Origin of the sequence: Bradyrhizobium sp. BRP20 (assembly GCF_020194215.1) — a bacterium.
In the GTDB taxonomy this organism is placed as follows: Bacteria; Pseudomonadota; Alphaproteobacteria; order Rhizobiales; family Xanthobacteraceae; genus Bradyrhizobium; species Bradyrhizobium yuanmingense.
Genome location: NZ_JADYVY010000015.1, coordinates 1 through 16,809 on the forward strand (window position 1 = coordinate 1; position 16,809 = coordinate 16,809).

Here is a 16,809-nt window from a genome sequence, read left to right on the forward strand (position 1 = left end):
GGCCGCAGGGGGAGGCGGAGGCGGTGGCGGCGCTGCCGGGCGCGGCGGTGCTGCGGCCGGCGGAGGAGCTGCAGGCGGCTGGGGCGGTGCAGCCGCCGGCGGCGGAGCCGCGGGGCGTGCGGGTGCTGCAGGCGCCGCCGCGCCTGGCGGTCCCTTCGGCGGCTGCTTCGGTCTTCCGTCAGGGCCCGCGTCCTGCGGCTGGGCCTGAGCGACGACGAACGGCGCAGCATCTTGCGCATGCGATGCGGTGTTGGCCAATTGCATCGCGGTCAGAGCCGTCGTCGCAAGCAGCACGAAACGAAGGTTGGTCATGTGGTGAACTTCCCCGGAAGGTTCTTTGTCGAAGTGTCGGGATGAACGGCCAAGCGTTAGGCCGCATTGTGGCGGGCGATGCAACTGCGACCCGATTTATTTCTGCACCCAAATCATCTCACTATGGCAACGTTCATTGCGCATTCAGACGCTGGTGGCAATCGCCTGACATTGCTTCGCTGCTTCACGCGTGATCGCGCGGCGGAATCGCATCCGTCGCAGGATTGGGCGTGAGCGGCCCGTTCGGTCCGCGCGATGGGATCTCCTCAGGCATGCGGCCCGGCAATTCGTCGGGCCGCGGCGGCGAGCCGGGCTCGCGCACCGGCGGCGTGATTTCGGGCTGCGGATTGCCGGGCGGGATTCCGGGCGGCGGCTCAGTCGGCGTACCGGGCGTCGACGGCGGAATCTCGGGCGGTTCAATCGGCATCGGCATCATCGGGATCGTTGTCAGAGAACAACAACGAAGGTGCAGCACCGATGTTCCGCGTCACATCGCTTCGGAGACCGGATTATTCCGGCGTGTGGCAGACCGCTTCGATGTTGTGGCCGTCGGGGTCGAGCACGAAGGCGCCGTAATAGTTCGCGTGATAATGCGGGCGGATGCCGGGCGGGCCGTTGTCGCGGCCGCCGGCCGCCATCGCCGTCTTGTAGAACGCATCGACGGTGGCGCGGTCATTGGCGCGGATGGCGACATGCACCGGCTTGTTCATCGCGCCCTCGCCCCCGATCCAGAAATCGGGCTTGCCGTCGGCACCGAAGCCTGCAGCCGCAGCGTGTCCGGTCTGCTCGGCAGTGACCTCCATGATCAGGCTGTAGCCGAGCGGCGCCAGTGCCTTCGCATAGAACGCCTTGGCGCGCTCATAGTCGGAGACGGAGAATCCCAGATGATCGATCATCGCAACCTCCCTTGTTCGTACCCGTCAGCGGGACAAAAACGTATTGCTTCGTGTCTTGCGTGCGATCGTAAAGCCGCGCCCGACCATGTCGGCAATACAATCCTGCTGCCATTCGTTTTGTGACAGATGCTCGATCACCACCGCACGTGGCCAGAGCGATTGCGGCGCGTCGCGGAAGAAGCCGATCAGCACGCGGTCCTCAAAGCCCTCGACGTCGATCTTCAGCGAATCGACTTGGCCGACGCCGGCCTCCTCCAGAATGCGCACCAAGCGCAGCGACGGCACCTTGATGGCCTCGGCACTGGCCGTGCCGGTGACGACGTGGGTGGCGCCGAGGTTGCCGCCGCCGCTCTCGATCATCAGCTCGCCGTCGCGCTCGCCCGCGGCGGCCTGCACCAGGCGCACCTGCGGCGTCTTCGATGCGGCGTGGTTGAACGAGAGCCGTCCGAAGGTCAGCGGATGCGGCTCGATCGCCACCACTTGTCCGGATGGCCCGACCTGCCGCGCCATCACCAGTGCGAAAGTGCCGACATTGGCGCCGACATCGACGAACGTGCCGCCCGCAGGGGTGTGCTGGCGCAGGAAGTCGAGCTCGTCGAGATTGTAGTCGGGATTGAACAGCGCGCCGCGCTCGGTCGCGCTGCCCTGGTGATGGAAGCGGAACGAGGCGCCCTGATATTGCACGTCGACCGGGCCGCTGCGCAGCAGGTTGACCAGCCGCGACATCCACGGCCGGAACGCGCCGCGCTTCAGTCCCGACCGTTGAGCGAGGCGGATGATCGCAGCCTGCGCCGCATTGGGCGCAAACGCACCGAACGGCGCGGGCGAAGGGGCATTGTCGGACGTCAAGCAGCAGATCCTCGTTGCAGGCGGCGCATGCATAACCGGTTTTGACGAGGACTCCAACTTCAGGTCCGTAGCCCGGATGGAGCGCAGCGAAATCCGGGATTCTTGCTGACGGATAGATCTTCCCGGATTGTGCTGCGCTCCATCCGGGCTACACGCCGCGAACCTCACGCCGCCTTCTTGCGCTGCCGCAAGAACCGCCCCAGCAGCCGGCGCCGGCCCTTGCGCGGAATCAGGTCGATGTCGCTGACGAGCTTGGCGCCGCCCTTGCGCCGCTCCAGCACGATCTTGCGGCTGTGGAAAGCCTCCAGCTCGGCGCGATGCGCGACGCTGACGATGGTCGCCTTCGGCAGCGCCTCGGTGATCATCTGCATCATCTTGTCCTGGCTCTTCTCGTCGAGCGCCGAGGTCGCCTCATCGAGCACGACGATGTCGGGGTTGTGCAAGAGCAGCCGCGCAAAGGCGAGGCGCTGCTTCTCGCCGCCCGACAAGGTCTGGTCCCACGGTGCCTCCTCCTCGATCTTCTCCTTGAGATGATCGAGGCCGACCTTGTGCAGGGCTGCGCCGATCTCGTCCAAAGTCCAGTGGTCGGCCGCGCCGGGATAGGCGACCGCCCGCCGCAAGGAGCCGGAGGGCACATAGGGCCGCTGCGGCAGCATGAACAGCCGGCGATCGGCATGGAAATTCACGCTGCCGCCGCCCCACGGCCACAGCCCGGCGATGGCGCGCACCAGCGTGCTCTTGCCGGTGCCGGATTCGCCGGCGACCAGCAGCCGCTCGCCGGGCTCGATCACCACCTCGGTCTCGCCGACTACGGCGGTGCCGTCGTCGAGCGTGACCGAGAGATCCTTCAGCTCTAGCATGGCCTCGTTGCTGGTCTCGCCGCGCTTGATGCGGCCGAGGCCGTCGCCCTGCTCGGCGCGCTCGAGGCCGTCGAGCGACATCATCAGCGAGGCGATGCGCCGCGCACAGGCATTCCAGTCGGCGAGCCGCGGATAATTGTCGACCAGCCAGCCGAACGCGCTCTGCACGATCGTGAAGGCGGACGCGGCCTGCATCACCTGGCCCAGCGTCATGCTGCCGTCGAGGAACTTTGGCGCGCAGAGCAGAAGCGGCACGACCGGCGCAACGAGGCTCGATCCTTGCGACACCAGCGTGGTGCGCATGTGCTGGCCGGCAAGGCGCGCCCATTGCCGCAGCACGCTCGTGAAATTGCGATCGATGCCGTCGCGCTCCTCCTCCTCGCCGCCGAGCAGGGCGATGCTCTCGCCGTTCTCGCGCACGCGCGTCAGGGTGTAGCGGAACTCGGCTTCGGCCTGGTTCTTGCCCTCGGAGACCTGCACGAAGCGCCGGCCGATCACCACGATCGATCCGGATGCGATCGCGGCGTACAGCATCGCGGCGATCACGAGGAAGCCGGGAATGGTCACCGACGAACCGCCGAGCGTGACGGTAAGTGCCCCGCCGATGGTCCAGAGCACGACGATGAAGGTCGCGGCCGACAGCAGCGCCGACGTCACGCCGGCGAGGAAGTCGACGGGGGAGTCGGTCGCAATCCGCAAATCCTCCGCGATCCGGTATTCGGGATTCTTGTGGTCGCCGCCGACAAGGTTGAGCTGATAGTAGCGCCCGTTCTTGAGCCACCGTGTCAGCACGCTCGCCGTCAGCCAGGCGCGCCAGCGTCGCTGGATGCCCATGCGCGCGAACACCTGCACGACTGCGAGCACGATGCTGCCGATCGCGAGCGGGAAGAACATTGCGGTGAGATGGAAGACGCTCGCCGCATCGCGCTTCTCGATGGCGTCGAAGATCGCGCGATTCCAGACATTGATGCCGTATTGGAAGCCGACGGTCAGCACGATCAGCAGGCCGAGACCAACCGAGAACGGCCAGGCGAGGCGGTCGCCGTTGCGGCCCCAGAAGCCGCGGGCGCTGATCCAGAACCGTGTCAGCAGATAATCCTTGCGGACCTGCTCGGCTGCCTCGGGTGACAATTCGGGGTCGGGTTCGACCAGTTCGGGCGGCGGCGGTGTCACTTCGTCGCCGTTCTCGCCCTGGATGTCGATGATGGGCGGCTTCTTGCCCTTTTCACGCGTCGCGGCCGGCTTGTACATGAGCGGACAACGCCAAGGGAACTCGGCCGGTTCCCACGAGAGTTCCGCGTGCCCCTATTCGGCGGCGCCGTTCCTGACGCGCCGGATCCGCGCCGCCCGATGCAGAACGCGCGACAATTCCTCGATCGTATAAGGCTTTTGCACGAGGTCGCAGCCGCCTGTACCCTCCTGCGACAGGGCCTGGCTGTAGCCGGTGGTCAGCACGACCGGCACGCCGAGGCTGCGCTCGCGGATCGCCTGCGCCAGATCGAGCCCGGTCATGCCGGGCATCACCACGTCCGAGAACACGACATCGAAGCGGTCGGTGTCCACGACGAGCTCGGCGAGCGCGTCGGCCGCGTTGTCGACCAACGTGATGCTGTAGCCGAGCTCGGTGAGCCCGTCGGCGGCGAAATTGGCCAGCTCGATATTGTCCTCGACCACCAGCACCGACATGCCGCTGCCGGCCACCGCCGGCGCCGTGTTGGGAGCCTGGCGCTGCGGCAGCAGGCCCGGCGGCACGCGCGGCAGATAGAGCGAGAAGGTGCTGCCGTGCCCCACCTCGCTCGTCACGGTCACCTCGCCGCCGGACTGCCGGGCGAAGCCGAACACCTGGGACAGACCGAGGCCGGTGCCGCGGCCGACCTGCTTGGTGGTGAAGAACGGCTCGAAGATGCGGCCGAGCCGCGCGGCGGGAATGCCGACGCCGGTGTCGCTGACGGTGACGCGGACGAAGCCGTGGTCCGGGCTGGCCGAAAGCTGCACCAGCGCGTCCGGAACGGTCGTCGTGGCCTCGACCCTGAAAACGATTCGCCCCTGGCCCTGCATGGCATCGCGCGCATTGGTCGCCATGTTGATCAGGGCCGTCTCGAACTGGCTGGCATCGGCATTGATGAGGCACGGTTCCGCCGGCAGTTGCATGACGATCTCGATCGCGGGGCCCAGTAGCGTGGCGAGCATGTCGTGCAGCGACTGCACCCGTGCGCCGACGTCGAACACCTCCGGCTTGAGGGTCTGGCGCCGCGCAAAGGCGAGCAATTGCGAAGTCAGCTTGGCCGCACGCGCCACCGAATCGGCAATGGCCGTGATGTAGCGTTGTCGCCGCTCCTCCGTCAGCTGCGGACGGTTCAAGAGATCGACCGAAGCACGGATCACCGTCAGGAGGTTGTTGAAGTCGTGCGCGACGCCGCCGGTGAGCTGGCCGAGCGCTTCCAGGCGCTGACTGTGCTTGAGCGCCTCCTCGGCCTCGCGCCGCTTTGCAGCTTCGGCCTGAAGGTGCTGGGTGCGCCGCAGAGCGAGCACCAGCAGCAGGAACAGCAGCGCGGTGGCGGGAATGCCGAACACCAGATGCTGGCCGATGGTGGCGAGCCAGCGTGCGCGGATCGCAGACGTTTCCAACCCGGCGCTGACATAGATCGGATATTCGGCGACGCGCCGGTAGGCGATGCGCCGCTCGATCCCGTCCGAGGGCCAGGCGACCGTGATGAGGCCGTGCACGGGCTGGGTCGCGATCTTCTGGCCCACCGGTCCGGTCGGATCGAGCCGAAGCTCGTGGTCGAGCCGGGGAAAATGCGCGAGCATTGCCCCGTCGGTGCGCCCCATCGCGAAGAAGCTGCCGGGGTCGGTGCCGATCCTGGCATAGAAGCTTTCAAAATATTCCGGCAGCACGGAGGCCTGGATCACGCCGATGAAGCGGCCGTCATCGGAGTCGCGGCGGCGGCTGACTCCGAAGAAGCGGGCGCCTTGATAGGGCGGTCGTGGCGTCAGCGCCGTGCCGATGAACGTGCCGATGCTCTGGTCGACATGGGAATAGAAGTAATCGCGGTCGGCAAAGCTCAGGTCCGGTGGCGGCGAGACGAGGCTGTTGACCAGCGCCTTTCCGTTCGCGTCGAAGATCCAGGCCGATTTGAGCTGCGGCAGCGAATCGGTCAGCCGCTTCAGCCGGCGATGCAGCGTCGGCTCGCGCTCGCGGATGATGCCGTCGGGCAGGCCGCGCACGACCTCGTTGAGCTCGGCGAGGCTGCGGTCGATGGTCTCGAAGACCTTGAGCGCGTGCTCATGGGCGACATCGACCGTGCGCTCGATCTCGCGGTCGGCGGTATCGTTGGTCGATGTGTAGGAGATCGCGGCGGCGACGACGAACAGCGCAATCGGCAGCGCCAGGGATGCCGCCATCATCCACTGCAACAGCCTCAGCGAGTTGCGTTGCGCCCTCTGCACAGTCGCTCCGTCCCTGACGGGAGCTTAACTGAATCCCGCGCAAGGAAGGAAGCAGCTTGTGCTGGAACCGTTGGTTGCGAGCCGGAAATTTGCGCGTCGAGCGGGTCAGAGAAAAATTCTGCTCGAATTAACGGCAAATGCAGAACACCCCGGCCGGTTTAGCCGGGGCGGAAGGGGGGGACTTCGCCTCAGATCTGGCGTTCGACCATCTTGAGCTTGAGCTCGGCGATGGCTTCGGCCGGGTTGAGGCCCTTCGGGCAGGCCTTGGCGCAGTTCATGATGGTGTGGCAGCGATAGAGCCGGAACGGGTCCTCGAGATTGTCGAGCCGCTCGCCGGTGGCCTCGTCGCGCGAATCCGAGACCCAGCGGTTGGCCTGGAGCAGCGCGGCGGGGCCGAGATAACGCTCGCTGTTCCACCAATAGCTCGGGCAGGAGGTCGAGCAGCAGGCGCAGAGGATGCACTCGTAGAGGCCGTCGAGCTTCTCGCGGTCCTCGTGGCTCTGGCGCCATTCCTTCTGCGGCGTCGGCGAGGTCGTCTTCAGCCAGGGCTCGACCGAGGCGTATTGCGCGTAGAAATTGGTGAGGTCGGGGACGAGGTCCTTCACCACCGGCTGATGCGGCAGCGGGTTGATCTTCACCGCGCCGTCCTTCACGTCGTGCATCGACTTGGTGCAGGCCAGCGTGTTCTGGCCGTCGATGTTCATCGCGCAGGAGCCGCAGACGCCTTCACGGCAGGAGCGGCGGAAGGTCAGCGACGGGTCGATGTGGTTCTTGATCCAGATCAGGCCGTCCAGCACCATCGGGCCGCAATCATTGGTGTCGATGTAATAGGTATCGACGCTTGGATTCTTGCCGTCGTCCGGATTCCAGCGATAGACCTTGAACTCGCGGAGCTCGGTCGCGCCCGGGGGCTTCGGCCAGGTCTTGCCGCCAGTGATCTTGGAGTTCTTCGGAAGTGCGAATTCAACCATTCGATTAAGGCCTTCGCTGTTCGATCAATACACGCGCGACGTTTAGTAAACGCGAGCTTTGGGCGGGATGTACTGCACGTCGTTGGTCATGGTGTAGTTGTGAACCGGGCGATACTCGATCCTGACCTTGCCGGCATCGTCCAGCCAGGCCAGCGTGTGCTTCATCCAGTTCTTGTCGTCGCGCTCGGAGAAGTCCTCGCGGGCATGGGCGCCGCGGCTCTCGGTGCGGTTGGCGGCCGAGTTCATCGTCACCACCGCCTGCGAGATCAGATTGTCGAACTCCAGCGTCTCGACGAGGTCCGAATTCCAGACCAGCGAGCGGTCGGAGACGGCGATGTCGGTGATGCCGCTGTGGACCTTCGCGATCAGGTTCTGGCCTTCGCTCAGCACTTCGCCGGTGCGGAACACCGCGCAATTGTTCTGCATCACGTGCTGCATGCCTTCGCGCAGCTTCGCGGTCGGCGTGCCGCCTGAGGCGTAGCGGTAATGGTCGAGGCGGCCGAGCGCCATCTCGGCCGAGTTCGTCGGCAGCTCGGGCTGCTTGGCATTGGGCGTGAGCTTTTCGGCGAGGCGCAAGGCGGCGGCGCGGCCGAACACGACGAGGTCAATCAGCGAGTTGGAGCCGAGGCGGTTGGCGCCGTGCACGGAGACGCAGGCCGCTTCGCCGATCGCCATCAGGCCGGGGATCACCGCGTTGTCGTCGCCGTCCTTCTTGGTCAGCACCTCGCCGTGATAGTTCGTGGGGATGCCGCCCATGTTGTAATGCACGGTCGGCACGATCGGGATCGGCTCGCGCGTCACGTCGACATTGGCGAAGATCTTGGCCGATTCCGAGATGCCCGGCAGGCGTTCGGCGAGCACGGCGGGATCGAGATGGTCGAGATGCAGGAAGATGTGGTCCTTCTTCTTGCCGACGCCGCGTCCCTCGCGGATCTCGATGGTCATCGCGCGCGAGACCACGTCGCGCGAGGCGAGGTCCTTGGCCGACGGCGCATAGCGCTCCATGAACCGCTCGCCTTCGGCGTTGACGAGATAGCCGCCTTCGCCGCGCGCACCCTCGGTGACGAGACAGCCCGAGCCGTAGATGCCGGTCGGATGGAACTGCACGAACTCCATGTCCTGCATCGGCAGGCCGGCGCGCAGCACCATGCCGCCGCCATCGCCGGTGCAGGTGTGCGCCGAGGTGCAGGAGGCATAGGCGCGGCCATAGCCGCCGGTCGCCAGGATCGTGGTCTGGGCGCGGAAACGGTGCAGCGTGCCGTCGTCGAGCTTGAGCGCGATGACGCCGCGGCAGGTGCCCTGGTCGTCCATGATCAGGTCGATGGCGAAGAACTCGATGAAGAACTCGGCCGCGTGGCGCAGCGACTGGCCGTACATCGTGTGCAGCATGGCGTGGCCGGTGCGGTCGGCGGCGGCGCAGGTGCGCTGCGCCTGGGCCTTGCCGAACTCGGTGGTCATGCCGCCGAACGGACGCTGGTAGATCTTGCCGTCCTCGGTGCGCGAGAACGGCACGCCCCAATGCTCGAGCTCGTAGACCGCGTCGGGCGCGTTGCGCACCATGTATTCGATCGCGTCCTGGTCCCCGAGCCAGTCCGACCCCTTCACGGTGTCGTACATGTGCCAGCGCCAGTCGTCCTTGTGCATGTTGCCGAGCGAAGCGGAGATGCCGCCCTGCGCCGCGACCGTGTGCGAACGGGTCGGAAACACCTTGGTGATGCAGGCGGTGCGGAGGCCGGCTTCGCTGCAGCCGACGACGGCGCGCAGGCCGGCACCGCCGGCGCCGACCACGACGACGTCGTAGGTATGGTCTTCGATCGGATAGGCTTTTCCGTTGGTGGCGGGAGCGCCGTTGCCCTTGCCATTGGTCTCAGCGGCCATGGGTTACACTCCGGAAGAAAGCTTCAGGATCGCGTAGGTCGAGGCGAGCGCCACGGCGACCGAGAAGAAATTGTTGAGCATGATCGCGGTGAGCTTGAGCTTCTCGTTATGGACGTAGTCCTCGATCACCACCTGCATGCCGATCTTCATGTGCCAGGCGCTGGCGAAGATGAAGAGGAGCAGGATCACCGCAACGGGAATGGAGCTCAGGGTCTGCGCCGCGTAGACCTGGTTGCGGCCGAGCAGCATCATGATGATGACCAGCGCCGGGATCATCAGCAGCGTCATGGCGACGCCGGTGATGCGCTGGCGCCAGAAATCGGACGTGCCGGAATGCGCGGCGCCGAGATTGCGGACGCGCCCGAGCGGGGTGCGCATCGAGGGACGCTTCGGAGAGCCGTGGGATTCGTCAAAGCTCATCGGCCGCCTCCGTTTGCATAGGCGATGATCCAGATCAGCACCGTCAGTGCGATGCCGCCGACCAGGGCGCCCCAGGTCAGCGCTTCGCGCTCGTTGGCCTTGAAGCCGTAGCCGAGATCCCAGACGAAATGCCGGATGCCGCTGAGCATGTGGTGCATCAGGGCCCAGGTGTAGCCGAACACAATCAGCCGGCCGATGATGCTGCTGGAGAAAGCCTGGACATGGGCATAGGCGGCCGGGCCGGAGGCCGCCGCAACCAGCCACCAGACCAGCAGCAGGGTTCCGACGTAAAGGGCGATACCGGTGGCGCGGTGCACGATGGATAGAGCCATCGTCAGCGTCCAGCGATAGGTTTGGATGTGCGGCGAAAGCGGTCGTTCGATCCGTGCGGTCATGGGCGGCTTTTGATGTTTGTTGCGGCCCAGCATGGGGCGCGCGGGGATCGCGAAAGGTGGGCTCTATTTACGGAGTCGATCTGGCCTGCGCAATCACCAAATCGCCATAAACCGAATTGTGGTTCAGCTCTATGGCCTTGATGAACCAAGGCCAATCAGGCCCTTGGTATACCAGCCCATCGGTCCGCCAACGAACATAGGAATCCAAATTCATCTCTTTGGCGCGAGCGTACGGCGCATTGAAATCGCTATTGGAACGCCTCTAAGCCGCCTTGGGCCCGTGCGGCCGCAACGTGCGAGGGGACGATGCCGAGGGTAAACCGTCCCGGCTGCGACCCACGGCGACTCCCGGCACGCGCACCGGTTCCCGCGCTCCGGGCGGATATGCGCACCCTGCATTCCACCCCAGCCCGACCGTGCGACGTGTCAGGTGCTATCTGTTGGTCTCGGCAGCCGGCTTGCTTCGTCGCAAGAGCTCCTCGCAATGACGCCGACAGAGCGGAGCTCTCTCACTTCTTCGCGTAAATATCCTTGTACGTTTCGCGCAGCACGTTCTTCTGCACCTTGCCCATCGTATTGCGCGGCAGCTCGTCGACCACGAAGACCCGCTTCGGCATCTTGAATTTCGCGAGGCGCCCGTCGAGGCCCTTCAGCACGGCCGCTTCATCGATGCTCGCGCCGGGCTGGCGCACCAGCACGGCCGTGACGCCCTCGCCGAAATCGGCGTGCGGCACGCCGATCACGGCCGACTCCACCACGCCAGGCATGGCGTCGATCTCGCTCTCGATCTCCTTCGGGTAGACGTTGAAGCCGCCGGAGATCACGAGATCCTTGCCGCGTCCGAGGATGTGCACGTAACCCTTGGCGTCGATCTTGCCGAGATCGCCGGTGATGAAGAAGCCGTCGGGCCGGAATTCGGCCTTGGTCTTCTCCGGCATGCGCCAATAGCCCTTGAAGACGTTCGGCCCCTTCACCTCGATCATGCCGATTTCGTCGCGCGGCAGCTCTTTCGCTGTCTCGGGATCGGTCACGCGCACGGAGACGCCCGGCAGCGGAAAGCCGACTGCGCCGGGCACGCGCTCGCCGTCATACGGGTTCGACGTGTTCATGTTGGTCTCGGTCATGCCGTAGCGCTCGAGCACGGCATGTCCCGTGCGCGCCGACCATTCGCGATGGGTGTCGGCGAGCAGCGGCGCCGAGCCCGAGATGAACAGCCGCATGTGCTTCGTCGTCTCATGCGACAGCGCAGGGTTCTGCAGCAGGCGGGTGTAGAAGGTCGGCACGCCCATCAACACCGTGGCGCGCGCCATCAGCTTGATGATCAGGTCCGGATCGAGCTTCGGCAGGAAGATCATCGAGGCGCGGGCGAACAGCGTCACGTTGGTCGCCACGAACAGGCCGTGGGTGTGGTAGATCGGCAGCGCGTGGATCAGGACGTCCTTGTCGGTGAAGCGCCAATAGTCGACGAGCGAGAGCGAGTTCGACGCGAGATTGTCATGCGTCAGCATCGCGCCCTTGGAGCGGCCGGTGGTACCCGAGGTGTAGAGGATCGCGGCAAGATCGTCGCTTTCACGCGGCACCGTCGTGAATTCGCGGCTCGCTTTGTCGGCGGCCTCCGTCAGCGAGCCCTTGCCGTCAGCCCCGAGCGTCTCGACCTTCGCCCTCACCTTGCCTGCGATCGGCGCGAGCCCCTCCGCCTTGGCGGGATCGCAGACCACCAGCGACGGCTCGGCATCGCCGATGAAGTAGTCGAGCTCGTTCAGCGTATAGGCCGTGTTCAGCGGCAGATAGACCGCGCCGGCGCGCACCGTGCCGAGATACAGCACGATATTGGCGACCGACTTCTCCACCTGTACCGCGACGCGGTCGCCCGGCTTCACGCCGCGCGCGACCAGCACGTTCGCCATCTGGCCCGCGCGCGCGATCAGATCGCCATAGCTGATATGCGCGCCGTCATGCGTCTCGATCGCGAGCCGCTTCGGATCGGCGAGGCCCTCGAACAGGCGGGAAAACAAATTGGCGTTGGCAGCTTGGTTCATGCAACATTCCTCGCCGGCACAGGCCGGTCAAAACCGCGGGCTGGATTAGCAAAAACCGCCCCGATCAAGCAACGGAGACAGATTGCATGTCAAAAAGCGGGAAACGCGTGGCCTGGGTCACGGGCGGTGGCAGCGGGATCGGGGAGGCCGGCGCGGAGGCGTTAGCTGCCGACGGCTGGACGGTGGTGGTGTCGGGACGCCGCAAGGATGCGCTGGATGCCGTGGTCGCGAAGATCACGAAAGCGGGCGGCGCGGCCGAGGCGATCGCGCTGGACGTGTCCAAGGCCACCGAGGCGCAGAAGGCGGCGGATGATATCGTCGCCCGGCACGGCCGCATCGATCTGCTGGTGAACAACGCCGGCATCAATGTTCCCAAGCGCAGCTGGAAGGACATGGAGCTGGAGGGCTGGGACAGACTGGTCCAGGTCAATCTCAACGGCGTGCTCTATTGCATGCGCGCCGTGCTGCCGACGATGCGCAAGCAGCAGGACGGTTCCATCATCAACGTCTCGTCCTGGGCCGGCCGTCACGTCTCGAAGATGCCGGGCCCGGCCTACACCACCACCAAGCACGCGGTGCTGGCGCTGACCCATTCCTTCAACATGGACGAATGCGTCAACGGCCTGCGCGCCTGCTGCCTGATGCCGGGCGAGGTGGCGACGCCGATCCTGAAGCTGCGACCGGTGGTGCCGAGCGAAGCCGAGCAGGCGAAGATGCTGCAGCCCGAAGATCTCGGCCGTACCATCGCCTTCATCGCGAGCATGCCGGCGCGGGTCTGCATCAACGAAGTGCTGATCAGCCCGACGCATAATCGCGGGTTCATTCAGACGCCGAACAACAGGGATTGAGGCGAGGACACTGCCTCAACGGGTACGCCGTCGCAGGATGGGCAAAGGCGCGAAGCGCCGTGCCCACCATCTCTCTCCGCATTTGCGTTTGGTGGGCACGCTTCGCTTTGCCCACCCTACTGCTTCGCTACGCTTGTCCGGGTGCTCTCGTTCGCACACGAACATCCCCGCCGATAGTTTCACCCATCACAAAGAATTTTTCCCCGAAACCGCACCTGAAACCCTCCCGTAGTTCGGTCCAACGACGGCACTGCTGCATCACCCTTAACTGTCGCAGGCGCCGTTGTTGCTCAACTCAACGCCGGCCAACGCCGGTCTCAATTCAATCGGGAGACTCTCTCATGTCGAAGCGCATTGCCTATCTCGCTGCCGCCGCCTTCAGCGCCCTGGCCCTCACCGCGACCGTCGTCGCGCCCGCCAGTGCCGAGGAAAAGACCGTCATGGTCGGCGGCGCCGCGATGTACCCGTCCAAGAACATCGTCCAGAACGCGGTCAACTCCAAGGATCACACCACGCTGGTGGCGGCGGTGAAGGCGGCCGGCCTGGTGCCGACGCTCGAAGGCAAGGGCCCGTTCACGGTGTTCGCGCCGACCAACGCCGCCTTCGGCAAGCTGCCGGCCGGCACCGTCGACAACCTGGTCAAGCCCGAGAACAAGGCAACGCTGACCAAGATCCTCACCTACCATGTCGTGCCCGGTAAGCTCGCGGCTTCCGACCTCACCGACGGCAAGAAGCTGAAGACCGCCGAAGGCGAGGAGCTGACGGTGAAGAAAATGGACGGCAAGGTCTGGATCGTCGACGCCAAGGGCGGCACCTCGATGGTGACGATCACCAACGTCAACCAGTCGAACGGCGTGATCCATGTGGTCGATACCGTGCTGATGCCGGCGACGTAACACCGCGCGATCCTGTTTCATCCCCGAACAGGACGTCCTCAGACCGCGAGCCGGGGATACCCGGCTCGCTCTTTTGTGACCACAATAGCCTCACGACATCGATTCGATGGCGAACGGGATGTAACGAAAGCCGAAACACCGGCGTATAATCGCTGTCACACGACCTCAGGATGGAACCCGCCATGGCGAGCCTCACAGTCACCGACGAGCAGGTCACGGCCACCAAGTCCAAAGTGATCCAGCCGGCCTGGGTGCGGGTCATGCATTGGATCAACGCGCTCGCCATGATCCTGATGATCCTGTCGGGCTGGCAGATCTACAACGCCTCGCCGCTGTTCGACTTCCGCTTTCCGCGCGAGTACACGCTGGGCGGCTGGCTCGGCGGCGGCCTGCTCTGGCATTTTGCGGCGATGTGGCTGCTGATGATCAACGGCCTCGCCTATCTCGTCACCGGCATCGCTACCGGCCGCTTCCGCAAGAAGCTGCTGCCGATCACGGCATCAGGCGTGCTCCACGACGTCAGGGCGGCGCTGACCTTCAAGCTCGGCCATGACGATCTCACCGTCTACAATTACGTGCAGCGGCTGCTCTATGCCGGCATCATCGTGGTCGGCGTGCTGATCGTGCTGTCGGGCCTTGCGATTTGGAAGCCCGTTCAGCTTTATTATCTCGTGATGCTGTTCGGCGATTATCCGGCCGCGCGCTATGTCCACTTCTTCTGCATGGCCGCGATCTGCGCGTTTCTGGTCGTCCACGTCTTGCTTGCGCTGCTCGTGCCGAAGAGTCTGCGCGCGATGATCATCGGTCGCTGAGGAGGAGAATATGGCGAAGCGCCCGTTCCTGATTCCCGGCGTCGACAAGCGGCTCCTGATCAAGGATTCCCTCAAGACGATGCCAGACGTCACCCGCCGCCGCTTCATTGCGGGCGGCGCCAGCCTGGGCGCACTGACGCTGCTCACCGGCTGCGACGTGATCGACTCGTCCTCGGCCGAGACCATGCTGGCGAAGGTCTCGAAGTTCAACGACGCGGTGCAGGCCTGGATGTTCAATCCCCACGCGCTGGCGCCGACCTTCCCCGAAAGCGCGATCACCAAGCCCTTCCCGTTCAACGCCTATTACGATCTCGACGACGCGCCTGACATCTCGGCCGCGGATTGGAAGCTCGAGGTGCGCGGCCTCGTCGACAACAAAAAGTCCTGGACGCTGGACGAGCTCTACAAGCTGCCCCAGGTCACGCAGATCACGCGCCATATCTGCGTCGAGGGCTGGAGCGCGATCGGCAGCTGGACCGGCACGCCCTTGCGCGATTTCCTCAAGCTGATCGGCGCCGACACGCGCGCGAATTATGTCTGGTTCCAGTGCGCCGACAAGGACGGCTACAACTCGCCGCTTGACATGCGCAGTGCGCTGCATCCGCAGACCCAGATGACGTTCAAATACGCAAACGAGATCCTGCCGCGCGCTTACGGCTTTCCGATGAAGATCCGCGTGCCGACCAAGCTCGGCTTCAAGAACCCGAAATACGTGGTCTCGATGGAAGTCACCAACGATTACAAGGGCGGCTATTGGGAAGACCAGGGGTATAATTCGTTCAGCGGGAGCTAGCTCCGCTGTCGTAGGGTGGATTAGCCGAGCGGCTGCGCGAAGCGCAGTCGGTGGGCGTAATCCACCATACTTCCGCAGTTGCCGAGCGAAGTTGGTGGATTACGCTTCGCTAATCCACCCTACGGCACCGATTGCTTGGCCGGCCCCACCTTCCGCTGGCACAACGCCGCCACCGCGCCCAGCGCCAATAGCGCCGCCGACACATTCAGCGCGTAACTCAGGCTCCCCAGCGCATCGGTGATCGCGCCGACCACGATCGGCCCGAGCGTCTGGCCGACGCCGAACGAGATCGTCATCGCCGCGATCGCGGTCGGCCACACCTCTGGCGGATAGTTGAAGCGGACGAAGGCGGTGGTCGAGCCGACCACGGCGAAAAAGGCGACGCCGAACACGATCGCGGAGACCGCGAGCCAGGCCGGCGAATGCCCGAGCATCGGCAGCGCTGCGCCAGCTGCGTTGGTGCCGAGGATGATGGCGGTGGCGAGCCCGCCGCGGTCGAGCGCCAGCACGCCGCGCCAGGCCCAGGGCGTCACGAACGCAGATAGACCGATCAACCCCCAGAACGCCGCCTGCGCCGCGGCCCCGCCGCCGCCGTCGCGCACATAGGCGATCATGAAGGTCATGTAGGCGATGTAGCCGGCGCCGAACAAGAAATAGCCGGCCAGATAAATCAGCACCGGCAGGATCGCGAACGAGGCATGACCGCCTTCAGAGAAGCGCGCGCCGCTCTCGATCCGGATCAGGAACAGCGGGATCGTCATCGCAACCGACAGCAGCGTCAGCGCCCACCACACGATCCACCACGAGCCCGGCCCAAAATGTTGCAGCGTGAACGGGGCGATCAGCCCCGAGGACAGAATGCCGATGCCGGGTCCGGCATAGAACAGGCTGAGCAGGAAGTTGGCCCGTTCGGGCCGCGACTGGGCGATGGTGGCGGCGAGCGCGCCGCCGGCGACGAAGCCGGCCGCCGCGCCCAGGCCCAGCACCAGGCGCGCCAGGCTCAGCGCGACGAAATCCCCCGTCAGAGCGCAGGTGGCGAGCGCTGCGACGCAGGCAATTGTTCCGCCGCGGATCGCGGCGGCCCAGCCGACGCGCCGGATCAGGCGGGACGCCACCAGCGCGCCCACGAGATAGCCGACGGCGTTGATCGTGTTCATGAAACCGGCCGCCGAGTAGGACCAGCCGAGGTCCTCCCGCATGTCCGGCAGCACCAGCGCATAGGCAAAGCGGCCGATGCCGAGCCCCACGGTGGCTGCCAGCGACAGGGTCAGGATCAGCCGCGCGGGGTGTGCGTCGGGCAGGGGGCGATCAGGTGCGTGCAAGGGGTACTCCGGCCTAGCCAGTGTGGCAGGCCCCGCCGGCCTTGCACAGCCGCAGCGCGGCAATGGTG

At 65.4% G+C, this 16,809-nt stretch carries 15 protein-coding genes and 1 pseudogene; 4 read left to right on the forward strand and 12 right to left on the reverse strand.

Translation table 11 applies throughout. The annotated features are described in order from the left end of the window. The 11 genes and pseudogenes from I6F33_RS28315 to I6F33_RS28365 all read right to left on the reverse strand — a co-directional run. Window positions 1–312: pseudogene (locus tag I6F33_RS28315) on the reverse strand (OmpA family protein); the annotation flags it as partial. 184 nt (window positions 313–496) lie between these two features. Beyond that, window positions 497–739, reverse strand: coding sequence for a hypothetical protein (locus I6F33_RS28320; RefSeq protein ID WP_036002774.1), 243 nt, complete (start codon window positions 737–739; stop codon window positions 497–499). Between the two features lie 82 nt (window positions 740–821). Further along, window positions 822–1,208 carry a VOC family protein gene (locus I6F33_RS28325; protein ID WP_036002763.1) on the reverse strand — a complete coding sequence of 129 codons (387 nt, stop codon included), beginning with the start codon at window positions 1,206–1,208 and terminating at the stop codon, window positions 822–824. Between the two features lie 24 nt (window positions 1,209–1,232). Then, the gene (locus tag I6F33_RS28330; protein ID WP_225130292.1) at window positions 1,233–2,057 is read right to left on the reverse strand and encodes an FkbM family methyltransferase; all 825 of its coding nucleotides are present in this window, start codon (window positions 2,055–2,057) and stop codon (window positions 1,233–1,235) included. A 164-nt stretch (window positions 2,058–2,221) separates the two neighbouring features. Beyond that, window positions 2,222–4,168 (reverse strand): ABC transporter ATP-binding protein/permease, encoded by a 1,947-nt coding sequence (locus I6F33_RS28335; protein WP_225144791.1) that lies wholly within the window; start codon window positions 4,166–4,168, stop codon window positions 2,222–2,224. A gap of 54 nt (window positions 4,169–4,222) precedes the next feature. Further along, the gene (locus I6F33_RS28340) at window positions 4,223–6,367 is read right to left on the reverse strand and encodes a hybrid sensor histidine kinase/response regulator (protein ID WP_225144792.1); all 2,145 of its coding nucleotides are present in this window, start codon (window positions 6,365–6,367) and stop codon (window positions 4,223–4,225) included. A 188-nt stretch (window positions 6,368–6,555) separates the two neighbouring features. Next, window positions 6,556–7,338: a succinate dehydrogenase iron-sulfur subunit gene (locus tag I6F33_RS28345; RefSeq protein WP_036002750.1), complete on the reverse strand. Its 783-nt coding sequence runs from the start codon at window positions 7,336–7,338 to the stop codon at window positions 6,556–6,558. 42 nt (window positions 7,339–7,380) lie between these two features. Beyond that, the gene (gene sdhA, locus I6F33_RS28350; protein ID WP_036002747.1) at window positions 7,381–9,216 is read right to left on the reverse strand and encodes a succinate dehydrogenase flavoprotein subunit; all 1,836 of its coding nucleotides are present in this window, start codon (window positions 9,214–9,216) and stop codon (window positions 7,381–7,383) included. A 3-nt stretch (window positions 9,217–9,219) separates the two neighbouring features. After that, window positions 9,220–9,636, reverse strand: coding sequence for a succinate dehydrogenase, hydrophobic membrane anchor protein (gene sdhD / locus I6F33_RS28355; RefSeq protein WP_036002745.1), 417 nt, complete (start codon window positions 9,634–9,636; stop codon window positions 9,220–9,222). After that, window positions 9,633–10,031, reverse strand: a complete 399-nt coding sequence (sdhC, locus tag I6F33_RS28360; protein WP_036024159.1) for a succinate dehydrogenase, cytochrome b556 subunit — start codon at window positions 10,029–10,031, stop codon at window positions 9,633–9,635. Before sdhC ends, sdhD begins: the two co-directional genes overlap by 4 nt. 509 nt (window positions 10,032–10,540) lie before the next feature. After that, complete coding sequence (locus tag I6F33_RS28365) at window positions 10,541–12,070, reverse strand: malonyl-CoA synthase (RefSeq protein WP_109142022.1); 1,530 nt, start codon at window positions 12,068–12,070, stop codon at window positions 10,541–10,543. 86 nt (window positions 12,071–12,156) lie between these two features. Between I6F33_RS28365 and I6F33_RS28370 the strand changes: the two genes are divergently transcribed. The 4 genes from I6F33_RS28370 (at window position 12,157) to I6F33_RS28385 (ending at window position 15,419) form a co-directional block, all read left to right on the forward strand. Then, complete coding sequence (locus tag I6F33_RS28370) at window positions 12,157–12,918, forward strand: SDR family oxidoreductase (RefSeq protein ID WP_225144793.1); 762 nt, start codon at window positions 12,157–12,159, stop codon at window positions 12,916–12,918. Window positions 12,919–13,259: 341 nt separating this feature from the next. Continuing rightward, window positions 13,260–13,814: a fasciclin domain-containing protein gene (locus I6F33_RS28375; protein ID WP_036024154.1), complete on the forward strand. Its 555-nt coding sequence runs from the start codon at window positions 13,260–13,262 to the stop codon at window positions 13,812–13,814. 182 nt (window positions 13,815–13,996) lie between these two features. After that, window positions 13,997–14,626, forward strand: a complete 630-nt coding sequence (locus tag I6F33_RS28380; RefSeq protein WP_036002769.1) for a cytochrome b/b6 domain-containing protein — start codon at window positions 13,997–13,999, stop codon at window positions 14,624–14,626. 10 nt (window positions 14,627–14,636) lie between these two features. After that, window positions 14,637–15,419 (forward strand): molybdopterin-binding protein, encoded by a 783-nt coding sequence (locus tag I6F33_RS28385; protein ID WP_225144794.1) that lies wholly within the window; start codon window positions 14,637–14,639, stop codon window positions 15,417–15,419. Window positions 15,420–15,538: 119 nt separating this feature from the next. On the opposite strand, the gene I6F33_RS28390 is transcribed toward I6F33_RS28385, so the two are convergent. After that, a complete protein-coding gene (locus I6F33_RS28390; protein ID WP_225144795.1) occupies window positions 15,539–16,741 on the reverse strand; it encodes a YbfB/YjiJ family MFS transporter in 1,203 nt (400 codons plus the stop codon). Window positions 16,742–16,809 lie beyond the last annotated feature (68 nt).